Genomic DNA, 15,410 nt, shown 5'->3' on the forward strand with positions numbered 1-15,410 from the left:
TGGAGGTGCCTATGGCTAAATATCCTAAAGAAGAAAAAGAGCAATTGATTGAGGAGTTTAAAAATAGTGGATTAAGTATCGCAAGCTGGACTTGGAAGAATGGATTACCTATTTCAACAGTCACAAGATGGGTGAGTAAACATTATAAGAAATCAAAGCACTCTAAGGATGTTAAATTTATTGAAATCAAGACAACACAAGCCGGCAAGACCCTAAAGATAGAGATAGGTGCTGTCAACATCTTAGTGGATAGATATACTGATCTTGAACTACTTGCAAAGGTGATCAAGGTGGTGAATGAAATAAATGTTTAACTATGACAGCTATCGTGTAATTCTTTCTTTTGGTGCTACTGATATGAGAGAAAATATAAACGGATTAGCTGAATTTGTTTAAGCAATTTCAACCTTGATTCAAGAGATAAGGTAATATTTGCTTTTTGTAACAATGCGAGGGATGGGGTAAAGCTTCTTGTATGGGAAGATAATGGATTTTGGATTCATTTTAAAAGAATTGAAAAAGGACATGTGGTTTATCCGTCACAAAGTGATACAGAAATCACCATGGATTTATTAATAGACGACTTGAAAAATATAATCATGGCACCGGGAATAAAACAAAAAATCAAACGTAGTAAAGTCTTCAAAAAATGTTGATTTTAATGGATTCATCATAGTTTTTATAGTATAATCTTTACATAAATATTTGAGATTTGGAGGTCCGGTGAAATGAAAACTATATATGAATTGCAAGCAGAAATTTCTGGACTTAAGGCTATCTTACAGGATAAAGACAAAGAGATTGAGATTTTAGAAAAAATAAAAAAGAAAAGAGTGAACAGATTGCTAAGTTAAAGAAATTAAATAATTGGTATATGGAGTAACTGAAATTAAAAGCAAAAGAGAAATTTGGCAAATCAAGTGAAAAAGCTATTGATGGACAACTTTCTCTTTTTGATGTCTTCAATGAGGCTGAGACATTTAGAGAGCCAATTCAAAGTGAGCCACCACAGGAAAGTATTATACCTGAACATAAAAGAAGAAAAGCTAAAAAAGGAAGTAAGTTTAATGACATTCCTGTTGAGGTAGTTGAATATAAATTAGATGAAAGTGAACAGGTATATGATAACTGCCACAGCCCTCTTACAGTTATGAAGAAAGAGATAAGAAAAGAACTGGTGGTAGTCCCTGCTGAGGTTAAGGTTATAGAGCATGTGACTTATGTTTATAGTTGCAGAAACTGTGACAAGAATGGAGAGAGTGGCTTTATAAAGATAGCACCTCATCCTAAAGCTCTTATTAAAAAGAGTGTAGTATCACCAAGCTTTATGTCTTATATAATGAATCAAAAGTACACACTTGCACTACCACTATATAGAATGGAGCAAGAGTTTAAAAGATTAGGCTTTGAGATATCAAGACAAAATTTATCTAATTGGATCATAAAAGGAGCTAATCTTCTAAAGCCTATATATGAGCAGATAAAGCTTAGTCTACTAAATGAGACACTACTCCATGCAGATGAAACTGTCCTGGAGGTATTACATGAACCCGGAAAGGAAGCAGGAAGCAAGTCATATGTATGGGTGTATAGAACAAGCAAATACAATACACATCCTGCAGTATTGTATGAATATACACTTGGTCGAAGCGGAGACTATGCTAAAAAATTTCTTGAGGATTGAAAGGAACTTACCTTTACTGCGATGGTTATACACAGGATATAAAAAGCTTATGGATAAGACCTTATGCGGATGCCTTGTACATGCAAAGAGAAAGTTCCACGAAGCATACGAAGTTAATAGGAGTAATGAGTATGCAAAACAAGGGGAGACTTATCTAAGGAAACTATTCTGCTTGGAAGATAAGGCAGATGAATCCGGTCTTACATTGGAAATGAGACTGGAAATGAGAAAAAACGAGTCCAAACAAGTACTTGATGAGTTCTATAGTTGGATTTCACAAATAGAATCAAAAATCCTTCCTAAGAGTTTAATGTGGAAGGCTATTACTTATGCAATAAATCAAAAAGAGTACTTAGAGAACTTTCTAAAGGATGCAAGAATACAATTAAGTAATAATCTTGCTGAACAAAGTGTGAAGCCATTCGTTATAGGTAGGTCTAATTGGCTATTTGCGAATACACCTAACGGAGCTAATGCCTCTACATTGATATATAGTATAATTCAAAGTGCAATACTTAATAACCTGATACCACAAAAATATCTTACATTTATTTTTGATACCATACAGTCAGGTGGAGATGCTTCGCTCTTAGTACCTTGGTCAGATGAGATTCCTGAGAGTTGTAAAAATAAAAAGTCGTAGGTTTAGAATGATAAGTTCTAGTTCTATGACTTTTTTGCTCTATACGTACTTAGCTTGACGCTTACCAAAAATAGTGGTAGCTAAAGCAAATAGACACCGTGTATGTACTTCCGAAATGCCTAAATTTTTAGCTGCGTCTTGTTCCATTTATCGTTCTTTCATTAATAGAAAACTCTCTACTACTACTCAGAGAAAAGAAGCTATTACAAAGAATATTCGATTTATTTATGATGTTTTTAAAACAAAACTGCTGTTCTCCTAAGGTAACTGGAGGTCTATGTAAATCCAAAGAAACCATTGCCGAACGTACTGTATGTAAATATATGCGTAAAATAGGCATCGAAGCTCAATGGACTAAGCCTTTTACTACCACCACCAGAGGCTCTAAGTTTAATACTAAACTTACAAACATCCTTGATGAACAATTTAACCCATGATCCCCTAATTGTGTATAGTGTACAGATATTGCCTATATATGGACTCAAATCGGATTTATTATCTTAATTGTGTAATGTACTTATTTACCAGTAAAATACTAGTCTGGGCTCTTTCGGATAATAATTGAAGAATTAGCCGTTATAATCACTATTAATAAGGTAAAGGCTTATCGTAGCACTAAATTACCTTTAGTAATACATTAAGATCGTAGTCGCCAATATGTTTCACATTCTTAAACAAACGTGAAGTCACCAAATCTATGCAACGTAGCTATTCTCACTGTATCTATCCATATAAGAATGGTTGTATTGAATCGTTTCATTCAATAATCAAAATAAAATTACTAATCAGATTCAAAACATAAAACTCTAATTATACCTATGAACTTGTTTTTAATACATTCAAGACTTTTTCAACACTACAAGTATCTATGGTCATTGTGATTATATGTCTCTTTGTACTGCCTGTATTTACGGCTTTTTCGAGTGAAAGATGTAACCTGTAAACCAAGCTTCTGCATTATACGTTGACATTTTGTTTACAAAGTAGCCTTAATTTCTTAATTCTCCAACCACTCGACGATAACCATAATCCTTGTGAGTCTCTCTTATTTCAAGAATCTTCTCCTCGATTTCTTTGCCATGGTTTTCACTATCAAATCTTTTCTGCCAGTATATATACGTTGCTTTAGGCATGCTTACATAAGAGAGAATATCTTTTAGTTTGAATTCTTCTCGTAGGCTGTTAATGGCGAATTCCGTTCTCTCATTTTTTCCCGTCCTCTAAACATAACCTCCTCAGTTTGCTCCTATGTCAAGATTATATAGTTAACAAACTTCGTGGAATAACATACCTGATGTACGTACATCTCTGAATTTATTCTCTTAGAAAACCTTCACTGACTGTATCACTAAATCTTGTCATTATATCAACGAATACTATCATGATCTCACCCACTCCACGGTTCTTAGTTCCAATCAGAATTCCAAACCAGTATTTTTCACTCTCATTTCCTACAACCCACATGCCCAATACTTCTTTACAAACCTTTTTTAACATTAATCCAAGCGGATATATACTACATCTCTAGTTTACACAAAATATACGCTATATAATAAATCGGAATATTTTCCTGCATCTCGGACAGCTAAACCTCTCACTTTAACTTTTACTTAACCTAGACATAAGACAAAACATTTATATCAATCAAGCTGTTCTATATAATACTCAATACTGTTCTATATAATACGCAATAATACTAAAGTCACAATATTCATTATCTTCATTCAAATATTTATGATTATTTTCTACTTCTATTATGTCAATACATCTATCTATTGAAACAACCACTGTTCCAACAAATATATGTTCATCATCCGAATCACAATGCAACTCTACACGATATTCTAATTCATAATTTATACATATACCACCTTCCGATAAAAATGAATATACATTTTTTTCCCTCATAAAAGTGCAATCTTCAACACAATCAATATCCATATCAAAACCTAAATAATATTCTGAGTTTATGTATAAATCATCTTGTATATCTTCTTCTATTTTCTCATTAACTCTATGAATAAAAGAATCATCATCTCTATTTAAATCTATATATACTTGAGATTCGAACATATTATACAATCTAGAAGCATATTCTTGGAAAGTTTTTATTGTCATAAAATCAATTGACACTCCAGGATTCATCTCTGTAAATTCTTCATATAACTCACTCCTAAGATTTAACAATATTTTTGTTTCTTCTACTTTCCCCAGTTCTTCTTTATCCCACCAATCATCTTTTTCATCATTTGTGATAAAAATCACATTATTCACCTTTTTCAAGCTTGGTAATTTCAATATTTCTTTCCACACAAACAAATCTCCAAACTTTTCTATACCGTCTTTTTTATCATCTTCAAATCCTGGTGGCAGACTATACTTATACCTTAAATCCCCTTCCTTTATTATTTCCATTTTTTCAATAAACCCTATTTTACATCCTACTTGATTCTTATTTTTTAAATCATCAACAAATTTTTCAATGTCCTTTTCTATTGAATAATCCTCATATTCTACTCCAGCAAAGTCCTTATATGATTCTATCTCAACTATGGCTTCATCTAATTTTTTCAAAATATTACTTGCGTATTTTTCTCTGCCATGATAACTATACCTCTCTGAGTTTTTGAAAATTTTTCTAAATTTTTCTTTACTATCATCAATAATCTTTTTTAGATCCTTCTCAAAATTCGAATATTTTTTCTTCAAATTACCAAATACCTGATATTTATTTTTATTGTACTCCATGATGACTTGGTTTGGAATCCATATCAAATCACTGCATTTATAAAATATTCCCATAATATTTTTACTTGTATATATCGAGTATCTTGCTAAATCTAAAATAACATTTGTATCTAAAATTATCATTGTATCTTTGGCTTTTAATTTTTTTTCAAATTCATTATATTTAATCATTAAATCATTACCACAACAACTAAATTTACCCTACACTATATAATACATTGGCTATATTATGTATATAATATAGAATATCAAGAACATTTTCTATAAATGTCTGCATCAACTTCACCGATAGAGGAAGTGTTGCGTTACAACTATGTTATATCACAACAGTCTTACTTTATAATTATTTTCTAGACATCTTCGAATAATCTATATGCAACATATTTAAATATGTCCTCACTAATACTATTTTTATCAAAAGGCATACTATCATCCCAGTAATATGTTACTTTATATTCCCAGCCCTCATCTGTATTTTTCTGTCCAAATTTTGTTTTCTGAACGATTAAATAATCCATTATATTCATAAGCAAATCAAAAAAACTCATCTTTTCCATCATATTGTAAGTACATATATTACCACTACATAGCAGAAGTTCATTTATGTCTTTACACTCATAGATAACAGGAATTCTATCATTTTTGTTTTCTTTTTTTAAAGATTTCTTATCATATGTTTTTACTTTATCCAAGTGATTTTTAAATGCCTTTTTATATTTTTCTTTACATTTATCAATATTTAGCGAACTATCTAAATACTTTTCAAAAAATTCCTTCTCATAACTCTCATAGCAGTCAATACTTTCCACATTATCAATACAAAATTGTTTATCTACTTCAATAAAATATGTACGTAATGTAATGCAAAAAATATATGTAAACATTTCTTCAGAGATTTCATTACATTTAAATTTATTATGAGCCGCCCAGTTTCTATAATTTCTAACAGCTTGATGGTATCTTTTTATTTTAGAACCATCATTGATCTTTTTAATTTTTGCACTTTCTTCATGAAACGATGTTATCACTTGTAAAGCTTGATAATATACTGCATTACTATTAGAGGGCTCATTTATTGGATACAACATTTCAACTCTATTTAGCATATTAATAAATACATCAGCCTCAATAGATGATTTCTCATCATCTTCTTTTGAATAATATAGTTTATTAAATGCAATAGCATATTTTTCGTTTATATCTCCTAACCACTTCTTCCAATGTTCACAAGCTTTATACACAGTACAACGCGTCTTATGATATGAATTTATATAGCAACTATCTATCCATTTTTGAAGTTTTTCCTTTTCATTTCTATTTATACTTTTAGGTGGTACAATACCAGCTTTAAGAAATTTATCTTCCCATGTTCCTGTTGAATTTTTTTCGCCCTTATTTCCAGTGAAAATACATATACGATCCGTTGGAAAACCACTTTTTAATAGGTACAAATATATATAATACCCACAATATTTACCTATATCTTTTTCCTCATCAATATTTATTCCCCTTTTTTTACATTTTTCTTTTATTATATCAATTTCATCTAGTGCATTAATAAGATTCACATCTAATACAACACAATCAAAAAAATTCATATTATTTTCTATAAAATCTAACGCTTCTTTAACATTCATAAATAATCTTACACTATCTGAATATTTAGAACCAAATTTATCTATAATATCTGAATTGTGATTTGCAAAATTTTCATAATTATCTTCTTCACTATCCCAATCTTCATCTGTTGGAATATTTGCCAAAGTTATATTCTTATTGTCAAAATCTTCAACCCATATAATATGCTTATGACTATTTCTTCCCAATTTATACCTCCGGTATATTAAATAACGTCTTATCTAACAAAAAAAGTACTGTAAAAATATTATTCTCAATAATATTTTTTACTGGTCGTATATAACATGACTCATATCCATTCAGCTTTTTTAATATGTCTCCTTTTGATGATATTCCGACTCCTGAGTCAGTTTCTATAATTTCTGAAACCATATTCTTTTGTAAAATACCAAACTTTTCATCAGTAAATTTTAGATTTATCCCTATTTCTTTGTCTAAATCAGCATATTTCATAAAATTTATTATTAGTTCACAAAATATACTTCTTATCAATATTTCTGCATAACCATTTTTTAAAAAGTGAAGTTCATCCCATTCTTTATCAGCCAAAAATCTAACTGGTATATCATATCCATTTAAAAAATCTACTAGGCTAGTCTTTCCAAGAACAATATCCTTTTCGAATTGCTTTACAAAATCCCTCATAAAACCAAGCTTTTTTTTAATCCTTTTATATATTTTTTTTGCAATAATATCCTCTCCATTAGGATTTCCTGAGTATATTATTCTAAGCATACATATTTTGAATGCATTCTCAAATATATCTTCAATTTTTACTGTATTTTCTTTGTTATCTTTATATACGCCTTTAATTATAAATTTAGCAATGTCATCTTGTCTATCTTCAAAGTTTAACCTTAATAAATTAAATTCTGTATTCATAGAATTTTTTATTCCATATTCCGCCAAAATCAATCTACCACAACGTTGTACATCTATATCCGTATTGTCCAATAAAATATTTGCTATCTCCTTTAATCCAACAGCCTGTATATTTTCATACGTATGAGAAAAATCCCTTATTAAATTATATCTTTCTTCATGTAATTTTTTTAGCTCTTCATTTTTCCTCTCAACTTCATAAATGAGATTTCCCATTCTACTAATAATCACTCCCATTTCATCATATATCTTATCCGTTTCAGATATCGCAATATAGCATGATAGTACTTTTTCACTATTTTTAAAGCTATGCAAAAATGATTCCCAGTCAATATCCTTATTAGTTTTTGCCTTATATTCTGCTTCTATATCTTTCAATTCTCTTACATTAATATATGGCAAGCATATATCATAATAGCACAAAGTTTTATCTTTGAAGATTTTATAATATATCATTCCTGTACCATACAAAACCAGCATTTTTAATTCCATATCTATTTTAGAAAAACAATATGCTAAATCATTATACTCTTTCTCCATTTGTTCAGTTCTGTAATCAAGTATTTTTTGCATGTAAATTACTGCTAAATACACATATGCAATTTCCACGTCTTTTTTTATATATCGTAATTCTAAAAAAGCCTCCTTTGTAGGATTCGTTAACGTATCCAGTAATTTCAAAAAATATCTTCTTTCATCATCTTCTCTAAATATACCTACAATAGAGATTATTATATTTCTGTCTATTTTTTCAAAAATGTTTATCTTATGTAAATAATTATATAAATTTGTAAAAGCTATTATATTGGTATTGAAATCATTACTTTTTCTTGCTATATTCTTATATGCCTCAACCATATGGTTCGCTAAGTCATTTGCTTCTACACTATCATTTATATCTGCCAAAAAATTTTTATATATTATTTTATAATTAATATCTTTAGATCTATCAATTAAAGAATTATTTCTTTTGTCTAATACGCCATCTATTTCTTGTGCTATATCCTTAAAAATATCTTTGTTCATTTATTTTATCCTCTATATATTTTTCATTCTCGTTATTTAAAATTTAAAATAACTACACAACACATATTAATCACAGCTAGATGCAACCATTTTCTCCATTTAATGTTAATGATCTAAATATGATATTTTTATACTTCTCCAAACAATTGAAATCCATAATGTCGTTCAATCTATCTCAAAAATGTTATCTATATAGAAATATATATTGTAAAAAAATTTAGTCATGTGAAAAATAAATGCCTAAACTTTAAGTAATCCTGTAATAAGAAAAGGCAGAAATAATTCCATCTTTTCTTATTACACATTTGAAAGCTTATACATTTACTCACCCATATTACACTATATCTCCTCTCACCAAATAGCTTTCAACCTTATACAAATATTCTAACCACTTTATATGCAGTTTTTGCTGCCCTATATACTTTATATACTTTTCCTACCACTTTTAAAACACTATATACTCCCATTTTTTCCTCCTGTATAGGTTTACATCATATGATTAATAATACTTTATATGCTATTCTTGTTTTTACATGGTACTAACTACCACTCAAAGTTTCTTGTAGGATCAAATATTTCTATTATTCCCATCTTAACCACCTTTCAATGCAACAAAATATTTATATAGTTCCTATACTACTATACTTAAATATTACACCATATACTCTGAGATTAATTTTAACTACAATCTTGTACACCAGTAAAAAGTATATAATATACTTAATATCCTAGTTGCTACCAATATAGTATTTCCACCAATTGGTAGCAATCTAATATTAATACACTCCTTACTATTACTTATATATCATCCCCTTCAAATATTTCAATTACTGCAACTACAACTTGAGCCACTTTTTTCACAGACTCCCAAAAATTTATACTATCCATTCTATCTCCTCCTATTTATTACTACAAATATCAACTACTGCAATGACAATTTGAGCTGCTTTTTTTACTACCTGCCACATATTATTATCCATATCATACCTCCAGTTATTTTCTTTGTATTTTTCACCAACTGCTGTCTAAAATAAGATTTTTCTCTTACTTATAGCAGTTTTTGATACAATGTATCATAAATTTATTGTATCTACTATCTTTCACCTATTCCAAGTTCGTTTTTTAAGCCCTTCACTAAAACAGCTGAAAAATTAATATTTTTTTTCTTTGCCATTTCATCCAACCATTTTGGTACGGTTAGTGTTTTCTTTACATAAATTATTTTTTCTATATGCCTAAAATATGGCATCCACATATGTATATATACCAATTTATCATCATCTTCCAACTTTATATCTTGATATTTACTTGGTAACGGACACTCCCCACCTCTATCTTCAATGTCTCTTATACAAATTGATAATATCTCTTGTGCTGCTTTAATTGCTTCCTCTTCAGTTTCTGCACACGTTACCTGTCCCGGAAAATCCGGAAATGATACTAAAATCTCTGAATCTTCCCTTTTTAATATTACCGGATATATATAATTTTCTTCCATATTCGCTTATCTCCTAAAACCATTATTTCATATCATTTATTATAACACGTTTTAAATACGTGTCAACTATTTTCTTGACTTTTCTTTATTATTTTATTATAATTTATTTAAATTAACTGTGTAGCTTTAAAAGGTTGTGGTTTAGATTATTGTAGCTATAAACATACTTTTAAAGGAGATTATATGGTTAATTTTAAAACTGTCGAGAAAAAGATTCGTAAAAATGGTTGGTATCTTGTTCGTGTGACTGGATCACATTATCAGTATAAACATCCAACAAATCCTAATACTATTACGGTTGCAAACCATGGTAGTAAGGACTTAGGCATCTTTGTGATTTCTAATCTCGAAAAGCAAACCGGATTATCTCTCAGGAGATAGTTCGTTTTTTTATTAAAATCACCAACTTCGCCCTCTTGATTCTTTCGCTTTATTTTCATTATATTTTTCTTCTTCATAACATTTTTTAGCTTTGTAATAATGAAAATTTCCTTCACCACTTTTAGCCATAGCCCAATGCCTATCTCCATCTTCTTTAAATCTCTTTGCTCTTGCTTTATACATTTCCTCAGGATTTTTATAAAATGCCATAAACTTCTCCAAATGTAATTATACACGTGTTTAACACGTGTTATATTGTATATATTAACATCTTTTCAATATGAAGTCAACAATGATTTTTTTATATTACTATATTACTATATTACACTGAATATGCAGTTTACAATTCTCACAAGGGATATTTCTCACATTAAGATATCTAAAATAAATATTTTCAAAAACTATTTGATTTAAAATACACTTATATCTAAATAAAATCGTATTTATTCAAATAAAAAATAACAGGTTACCCACCAGGTAATCTGCTATTTCATTTGTACATCTTATAAATTATATAAAACTTCCTTTACATTATCAAAATGTAGGAATTCACCTCTTTTTGCTATCTCCTTTATCTCCGGAACACTTAAAATCTTAAAATCGGACACTTCCTCTGCCTGTATACTTACATTTCGAATATCTTCCTCGGATATAAGATAACAGTACATATCCACAAAATAACTGTTGCTTTCAGTATTTATCCTCTTATAGTTATACAGCTTTTCATATTCTCTGTCATAAAGATTTATATTGGTCTCTTCCAAAATTTCTCTACGTACGGCATCCTGTGAACTCTCTCCCGCTCTTACTCCACCGCCCGGTATCTCCCAGAGTCCTCCGGCATATCTCTTATCAGGTGAACGTTTGGTAATCAATACTTTTTTATCCTCTGTAAAGAGTATTCCTATTACAACCAGATGAAATTGTTTCGGGTTTAGCGAAAGATTATATCTGTCTACAGTTTCCCCTGTAGGCATCTTGTTTTCATCATATATGTCCCAAAGTTCTTTTTCTGCACTCATTCTTACTACCGTTGCTGCAAATTGTCAGCTCTTTCAAGGTCTATGCAACATCTCCCATTTCACTTAAGATTTTATTCAGCATGGTACGAAGCTGTGCCATCTCTTCATCACTCATATTCAAACAGCCTCTCATACCTACCGGTATGTCAAGTGCACTTTCTCTAAGCTCTTCTCCGCTTTTTGTCAATGTTACTATAAGTGTTCTCTCATCTATCTTTGAACGCTCTCTTGTAACATAGCCCTTTGATTCAAGCTTCTTCAGTACAGGTGTAAGTGTGCCGGAGTCAAGGAAGAGCTTATCCCCCAACTCTTTTACATTCAATTCCTTATCTTCCCACATTACCATCATTACAATATACTGTGTATATGTCAAATCCAGCTTATCAAGATATACCTTATATCTTCTTACTATTTCCTTTGAGCAAGCATATAGTGGAAAGCAAAGTTGATTTTCCAGTTTAAGTGAGTCGTACTTATCCGCCATTTTAATATTCCCTCTTTCTTTTAAAAGACTTCAAGGAGCCTTTATTTTCATAAACGCTCCTTGGCTTTTCTATATTAGATTAATTTTTTTACAGCCTCTTCTACTACTTCAACACCTTCTGTAGGCTCAAATCTTCTTACAACATTTCCGTTCTTATCAATAAGGAATTTTGTAAAGTTCCACTTTATATCAGGCTTGCTTGCATAGTCCGGATCGGCCTCACTAAGCATCTTTGTAAGAAGCTTTGACATATCATTGTCTGCGCCCCAGCCTGCAAAACCTTTCTCGCTCTTAAGATACTTAAATAACTCACAAGCTCCGTCACCGTTTACTTCTATTTTTGAGAACAATGGGAAAGTTACACCGAATCTTGAACTGCAGAACTTAGCAATCTCCTCATCACTTCCCGGTGCCTGATGTCCAAACTGATTACATGGGAAATCAAGTATCACAAAGTCCTTATCCTGATAGTCTGCATAGAGCTTTTGTAACTGCTCATACTGTGGTGTAAATCCACACTCTGTTGCAGAGTTTATTATAAGTACTACCTTATTCTTATAGTCGCTAAGGCTTACTTCCTCGCCCTTGTTGTTCTTTACTTTAAAATCATATATATTCATATCTTTTCTCCTAACTATATATTAAGTGTTTCCACATATTTTGCAGCTGCAATTCCTGATACCGCACCGTCTCCTGCCGCAGTTACAAGCTGGCGCACTTCCTTGGTTCTTCCGTCTCCTGCCGCAAATACGCCTTCTGTCTTTGTCTTACAGTCTTCACCTGATACAATATAGCCTGCCTTATCAAGCTCAACCACATCTGCAAAAACCGCATTATCCGGCACCTGACCTATTGCTACAAAGAGTCCGTCCACTGCAATCTCTCTTTTTTCACCGGTATTTTTATCTTCTACAACTACACCTGTAACCGCAAAAGATTCTTCCTTTATCTCTACAATATTTGAGTTTAAAACAAACTCCACATTGTCCTTCTTCTTTAAGGCCGCCACTACAGCTTCTTCAGCTCTGAACTCGTCTCTACGATGTATCACATATACTTTCTTTGCAACATTGGCTAAAAAGGTTGCATCCTCTATGGCTGTATTACCGCCACCGTTTACAGCAACAACTCTGTCTCTGTAAAACATTCCGTCACAGGTTGCACAGTATGATATGCCTGAACCGACCAGTTTTTTCTCATTAGGAAGTCCAAGAGGTCTGTTCTTTGCACCTGTAGCAAGTATTACAGACTTTGCATCATAGGTTTCTTTTTCAGTCTTTACCTTCTTTATATTTCCTTCAAGGCTGATGCCGACTACTTTTTCATACTTTACCTCGGCACCCAAATCTTTTGCCTGATTGAATAAATCTGTGGCAAATTCAAAACCTGAAGTTTTTTTGATAGCAGGATAATTTTCTATCTCGGGAGTATTTATTATCTGTCCTCCATAAGATGCACCCTCAAGTACAAGTACTGATTTACCTGCTCTCACTCCGTATATTGCAGCTGACAATCCGGCTGTTCCGGCGCCCACTACCACTATATCGTACATATAATCACTTCTTTCTCTAATGTAAATTTATCCGAATACGAGATACTGCTCTTAATCAGCTACAATTATGCCAACAAAGCCTTTACTTCATCCTTTGTTATAAGACCTACAGACTTGTTCACAACTTCACCGTTTTTGAATACCAAGAGTGTAGGTATTGACATAACATGGAATTTATTTACCAAATCAGGATTCTCATCCGCATTGATCTTAGCTACCGAGAAACCTTGTGCCTCCTCAGCCACTTCATCAACTATAGGTGAAAGCATCTTACATGGACCGCACCATGGTGCCCAGATATCTACTAATACCGGCTCTTTTGCGTTTAAAACTTCTGCTTCAAAATTTTCACTTGTAATTATCTTTACTGCCATAACTTTTTCTCCTCCAAATCTTAAATAGCTTATGATTATATTTTACACAATTTTATTTTATTGTCAAGCGTTTTTTATTTTTCTTTTCCTTCTGTCTCAAAATATTCCTTTGTCAGCTTAACAACCACATTTGAAAGCAGGAATAGTGCTATAAGATTAGGTATTGCCATAAGTCCGTTAAAAGTCTCCGATATATCCCATAAAAGCCCAAGATCCATTGTTGCGCCTACTATCGCCGTCAAAGAATACACCACCATAAAAGGCTTTATAACCTTTTCACTGAGTAAGAACTCTATGCATCTCGCACCGTAAAGTCCCCATCCTATAATTGTTGAGAAAGCAAATGAGCACATAGCTATTGCTGTAAATATTGATACTCCGTTTCCATAGGTCTTTATAAATCCGCCTATAGTAAGTTCAGCACCTGCCGGTGAACCGAAAGGAATGCTGACTCCCGAGCAAAGTATTACCAAAGCTGTAAGTGTACATATAACTATGGTATCGGCAAACACTTCAAATATTCCGAAAAATCCCTGTTTTACCGGCTTGCCTGTATCTGCCGATGCATGTGCAATAGGGCCTGTTCCAAGTCCCGCCTCATTTGAAAATATACCTCTGGACACTCCCTTTTTCATACTTATAAAGAAGCTTCCTATAATACCTCCGGTTACCGCTCTTGGATTGAATGCTCCATATATAATACTTCCAAAGACCTCAGGTACTCTGTTTATATTTAAAATAACAACTCCAAGTGCCAATATTACATATATAAGCGCCATGAAAGGTACAAGCTTTTCAGTCACCGATCCAATTCTTTTTATACCTCCAAGTAAAACCATTCCTACAAGTATCGTTACAATAATTCCTATGACCAAGTTTATCATCTCATGTCCACCCGGTTTTACTATTCCATATCCCTCGAGTGCTACATTTATAGCTGCCGTAATAGTATTTACTTGAGTGGCATTTCCTGTTCCGAATACCGTAAGTGTACCGAATGTCGCAAAAAGGTACGCCAAAAACAGCCATCTTTTTGAAAGACCGTTTTGAATATAATACATAGGTCCTCCTACAAGATCTCCATGCTTATTTGTTTTTCTGAAATATACGGCAAGAGTAACCTCTGCAAATTTGGTACACATTCCAAGTATTGCCGATATCCACATCCAGAATACACTTCCCGGACCACCTATTGATATGGCACCTGCAACACCTGCAATATTTCCTGTTCCCACTGTGGCCGCAAGTGCCGTAGTAGCGGCTTGGAAAGGTGAAAGTGCACCGTCTGCTATATCTCTTTTCCTGAAGATTCTGCCTACAGTGGTCTTCATTATATATCCGAATTTTCTTATCTGTAAAAATCCTGTTCTGATACTCAGATATATACCTACGCCCATAAGCGCTATCATTGCCGGCACACCCCATATGAACCCGCTTAAAGCCGCGTTCAACTTCGTAATAGTTTCAATCATATTTCC

At 32.0% G+C, this 15,410-nt stretch carries 18 protein-coding genes; 6 read left to right on the forward strand and 12 right to left on the reverse strand.

Features of this window, described 5'->3' with window-relative positions; all coding sequences use genetic code 11:
* Positions 1-11: 11 nt before the first annotated feature.
* The 5 genes from tnpA to EHV10_RS15155 all read left to right on the forward strand — a co-directional run bounded on the left by tnpA (position 12) and on the right by EHV10_RS15155 (position 2,327).
* Positions 12-314: an IS66 family insertion sequence element accessory protein TnpA gene (gene tnpA / locus EHV10_RS12040; RefSeq protein WP_128674855.1), complete on the forward strand. Its 303-nt coding sequence runs from the start codon at positions 12-14 to the stop codon at positions 312-314.
* 114 nt (positions 315-428) lie between these two features.
* A complete protein-coding gene (gene tnpB / locus EHV10_RS15570) occupies positions 429-656 on the forward strand; it encodes an IS66 family insertion sequence element accessory protein TnpB (RefSeq protein WP_408610097.1) in 228 nt (75 codons plus the stop codon).
* A 72-nt stretch (positions 657-728) separates the two neighbouring features.
* On the forward strand, positions 729-854 hold the full coding sequence (locus EHV10_RS15145) for a hypothetical protein (RefSeq protein ID WP_279221839.1): 126 nt from the start codon (positions 729-731) through the stop codon (positions 852-854).
* Between the two features lie 29 nt (positions 855-883).
* Positions 884-1,684 carry an IS66 family transposase gene (locus tag EHV10_RS15150; protein WP_408610098.1) on the forward strand — a complete coding sequence of 267 codons (801 nt, stop codon included), beginning with the start codon at positions 884-886 and terminating at the stop codon, positions 1,682-1,684.
* Positions 1,659-2,327, forward strand: a complete 669-nt coding sequence (locus tag EHV10_RS15155) for an IS66 family transposase (RefSeq protein ID WP_279221840.1) — start codon at positions 1,659-1,661, stop codon at positions 2,325-2,327. The genes EHV10_RS15150 and EHV10_RS15155 overlap by 26 nt, the downstream gene beginning before the upstream one ends.
* A gap of 1,314 nt (positions 2,328-3,641) precedes the next feature.
* Here the strand turns inward: EHV10_RS15155 and EHV10_RS12060 are convergent.
* The 5 genes from EHV10_RS12060 to EHV10_RS12080 form a co-directional block, all read right to left on the reverse strand.
* Positions 3,642-3,824: a transposase gene (locus tag EHV10_RS12060; protein ID WP_128674857.1), complete on the reverse strand. Its 183-nt coding sequence runs from the start codon at positions 3,822-3,824 to the stop codon at positions 3,642-3,644.
* A gap of 168 nt (positions 3,825-3,992) precedes the next feature.
* Positions 3,993-5,246: a PIN-like domain-containing protein gene (locus EHV10_RS12065; protein ID WP_128674858.1), complete on the reverse strand. Its 1,254-nt coding sequence runs from the start codon at positions 5,244-5,246 to the stop codon at positions 3,993-3,995.
* 179 nt (positions 5,247-5,425) lie between these two features.
* On the reverse strand, positions 5,426-6,901 hold the full coding sequence (locus EHV10_RS12070; RefSeq protein WP_128674859.1) for a hypothetical protein: 1,476 nt from the start codon (positions 6,899-6,901) through the stop codon (positions 5,426-5,428).
* Between the two features lies 1 nt (position 6,902).
* Positions 6,903-8,621, reverse strand: a complete 1,719-nt coding sequence (locus EHV10_RS12075; protein ID WP_128674860.1) for a hypothetical protein — start codon at positions 8,619-8,621, stop codon at positions 6,903-6,905.
* Between the two features lie 1,093 nt (positions 8,622-9,714).
* Positions 9,715-10,119, reverse strand: coding sequence for a type II toxin-antitoxin system HicB family antitoxin (locus tag EHV10_RS12080; protein WP_128674861.1), 405 nt, complete (start codon positions 10,117-10,119; stop codon positions 9,715-9,717).
* A gap of 183 nt (positions 10,120-10,302) precedes the next feature.
* Here EHV10_RS12080 and EHV10_RS12085 point away from each other — a divergent pair, with 183 nt between their 5' ends.
* A complete protein-coding gene (locus tag EHV10_RS12085; RefSeq protein ID WP_128674862.1) occupies positions 10,303-10,500 on the forward strand; it encodes a type II toxin-antitoxin system HicA family toxin in 198 nt (65 codons plus the stop codon).
* Between the two features lie 18 nt (positions 10,501-10,518).
* On the opposite strand, the gene EHV10_RS12090 is transcribed toward EHV10_RS12085, so the two are convergent.
* The 7 genes from EHV10_RS12090 to EHV10_RS12120 all read right to left on the reverse strand — a co-directional run bounded on the left by EHV10_RS12090 (position 10,519) and on the right by EHV10_RS12120 (position 15,404).
* Positions 10,519-10,710 carry a hypothetical protein gene (locus tag EHV10_RS12090; protein ID WP_128674863.1) on the reverse strand — a complete coding sequence of 64 codons (192 nt, stop codon included), beginning with the start codon at positions 10,708-10,710 and terminating at the stop codon, positions 10,519-10,521.
* 293 nt (positions 10,711-11,003) lie between these two features.
* On the reverse strand, positions 11,004-11,522 hold the full coding sequence (locus EHV10_RS12095; RefSeq protein WP_128674864.1) for an NUDIX hydrolase: 519 nt from the start codon (positions 11,520-11,522) through the stop codon (positions 11,004-11,006).
* A 40-nt stretch (positions 11,523-11,562) separates the two neighbouring features.
* Entirely contained in the window at positions 11,563-12,006 is a 444-nt protein-coding gene (locus EHV10_RS12100) for a MarR family winged helix-turn-helix transcriptional regulator (protein ID WP_128674865.1), read from the reverse strand.
* Between the two features lie 74 nt (positions 12,007-12,080).
* Positions 12,081-12,626: a glutathione peroxidase gene (locus tag EHV10_RS12105; RefSeq protein ID WP_128674866.1), complete on the reverse strand. Its 546-nt coding sequence runs from the start codon at positions 12,624-12,626 to the stop codon at positions 12,081-12,083.
* 14 nt (positions 12,627-12,640) lie between these two features.
* Positions 12,641-13,558: an NAD(P)/FAD-dependent oxidoreductase gene (locus tag EHV10_RS12110; RefSeq protein WP_128674867.1), complete on the reverse strand. Its 918-nt coding sequence runs from the start codon at positions 13,556-13,558 to the stop codon at positions 12,641-12,643.
* Between the two features lie 65 nt (positions 13,559-13,623).
* Entirely contained in the window at positions 13,624-13,932 is a 309-nt protein-coding gene (gene trxA / locus EHV10_RS12115; protein ID WP_128674868.1) for a thioredoxin, read from the reverse strand.
* 74 nt (positions 13,933-14,006) lie between these two features.
* A complete protein-coding gene (locus tag EHV10_RS12120; protein ID WP_128674869.1) occupies positions 14,007-15,404 on the reverse strand; it encodes an alanine/glycine:cation symporter family protein in 1,398 nt (465 codons plus the stop codon).
* Positions 15,405-15,410 lie beyond the last annotated feature (6 nt).

Source organism: Lachnoanaerobaculum gingivalis (assembly GCF_003862475.1).
GTDB classification, from domain to species: Bacteria; Bacillota; Clostridia; order Lachnospirales; family Lachnospiraceae; genus Lachnoanaerobaculum; species Lachnoanaerobaculum gingivalis.

What these genes read in the sequence shown, in the direction of transcription:
- EHV10_RS12080 (WP_128674861.1), bottom strand. Translation starts at nt 10,119, where the DNA reads ATGGAAGAAAATTATATATATCCGGTAATATTAAAAAGGGAAGATTCA.
- EHV10_RS12110 (WP_128674867.1), bottom strand. Translation starts at nt 13,558, where the DNA reads ATGTACGATATAGTGGTAGTGGGCGCCGGAACAGCCGGATTGTCAGCT.
- EHV10_RS12105 (WP_128674866.1), bottom strand. Translation starts at nt 12,626, where the DNA reads ATGAATATATATGATTTTAAAGTAAAGAACAACAAGGGCGAGGAAGTA.
- trxA (WP_128674868.1), bottom strand. Translation starts at nt 13,932, where the DNA reads ATGGCAGTAAAGATAATTACAAGTGAAAATTTTGAAGCAGAAGTTTTA.
- EHV10_RS15145 (WP_279221839.1), top strand. Translation starts at nt 729, where the DNA reads ATGAAAACTATATATGAATTGCAAGCAGAAATTTCTGGACTTAAGGCT.
- tnpA (WP_128674855.1), top strand. Translation starts at nt 12, where the DNA reads ATGGCTAAATATCCTAAAGAAGAAAAAGAGCAATTGATTGAGGAGTTT.
- EHV10_RS12060 (WP_128674857.1), bottom strand. Translation starts at nt 3,824, where the DNA reads ATGTTAAAAAAGGTTTGTAAAGAAGTATTGGGCATGTGGGTTGTAGGA.
- EHV10_RS12100 (WP_128674865.1), bottom strand. Translation starts at nt 12,006, where the DNA reads ATGGCGGATAAGTACGACTCACTTAAACTGGAAAATCAACTTTGCTTT.
- EHV10_RS12085 (WP_128674862.1), top strand. Translation starts at nt 10,303, where the DNA reads ATGGTTAATTTTAAAACTGTCGAGAAAAAGATTCGTAAAAATGGTTGG.
- EHV10_RS12065 (WP_128674858.1), bottom strand. Translation starts at nt 5,246, where the DNA reads ATGATTAAATATAATGAATTTGAAAAAAAATTAAAAGCCAAAGATACA.
- EHV10_RS12095 (WP_128674864.1), bottom strand. Translation starts at nt 11,522, where the DNA reads ATGAGTGCAGAAAAAGAACTTTGGGACATATATGATGAAAACAAGATG.
- EHV10_RS12075 (WP_128674860.1), bottom strand. Translation starts at nt 8,621, where the DNA reads ATGAACAAAGATATTTTTAAGGATATAGCACAAGAAATAGATGGCGTA.
- EHV10_RS15155 (WP_279221840.1), top strand. Translation starts at nt 1,659, where the DNA reads ATGCTAAAAAATTTCTTGAGGATTGAAAGGAACTTACCTTTACTGCGA.
- EHV10_RS12090 (WP_128674863.1), bottom strand. Translation starts at nt 10,710, where the DNA reads ATGGCATTTTATAAAAATCCTGAGGAAATGTATAAAGCAAGAGCAAAG.
- EHV10_RS12120 (WP_128674869.1), bottom strand. Translation starts at nt 15,404, where the DNA reads ATGATTGAAACTATTACGAAGTTGAACGCGGCTTTAAGCGGGTTCATA.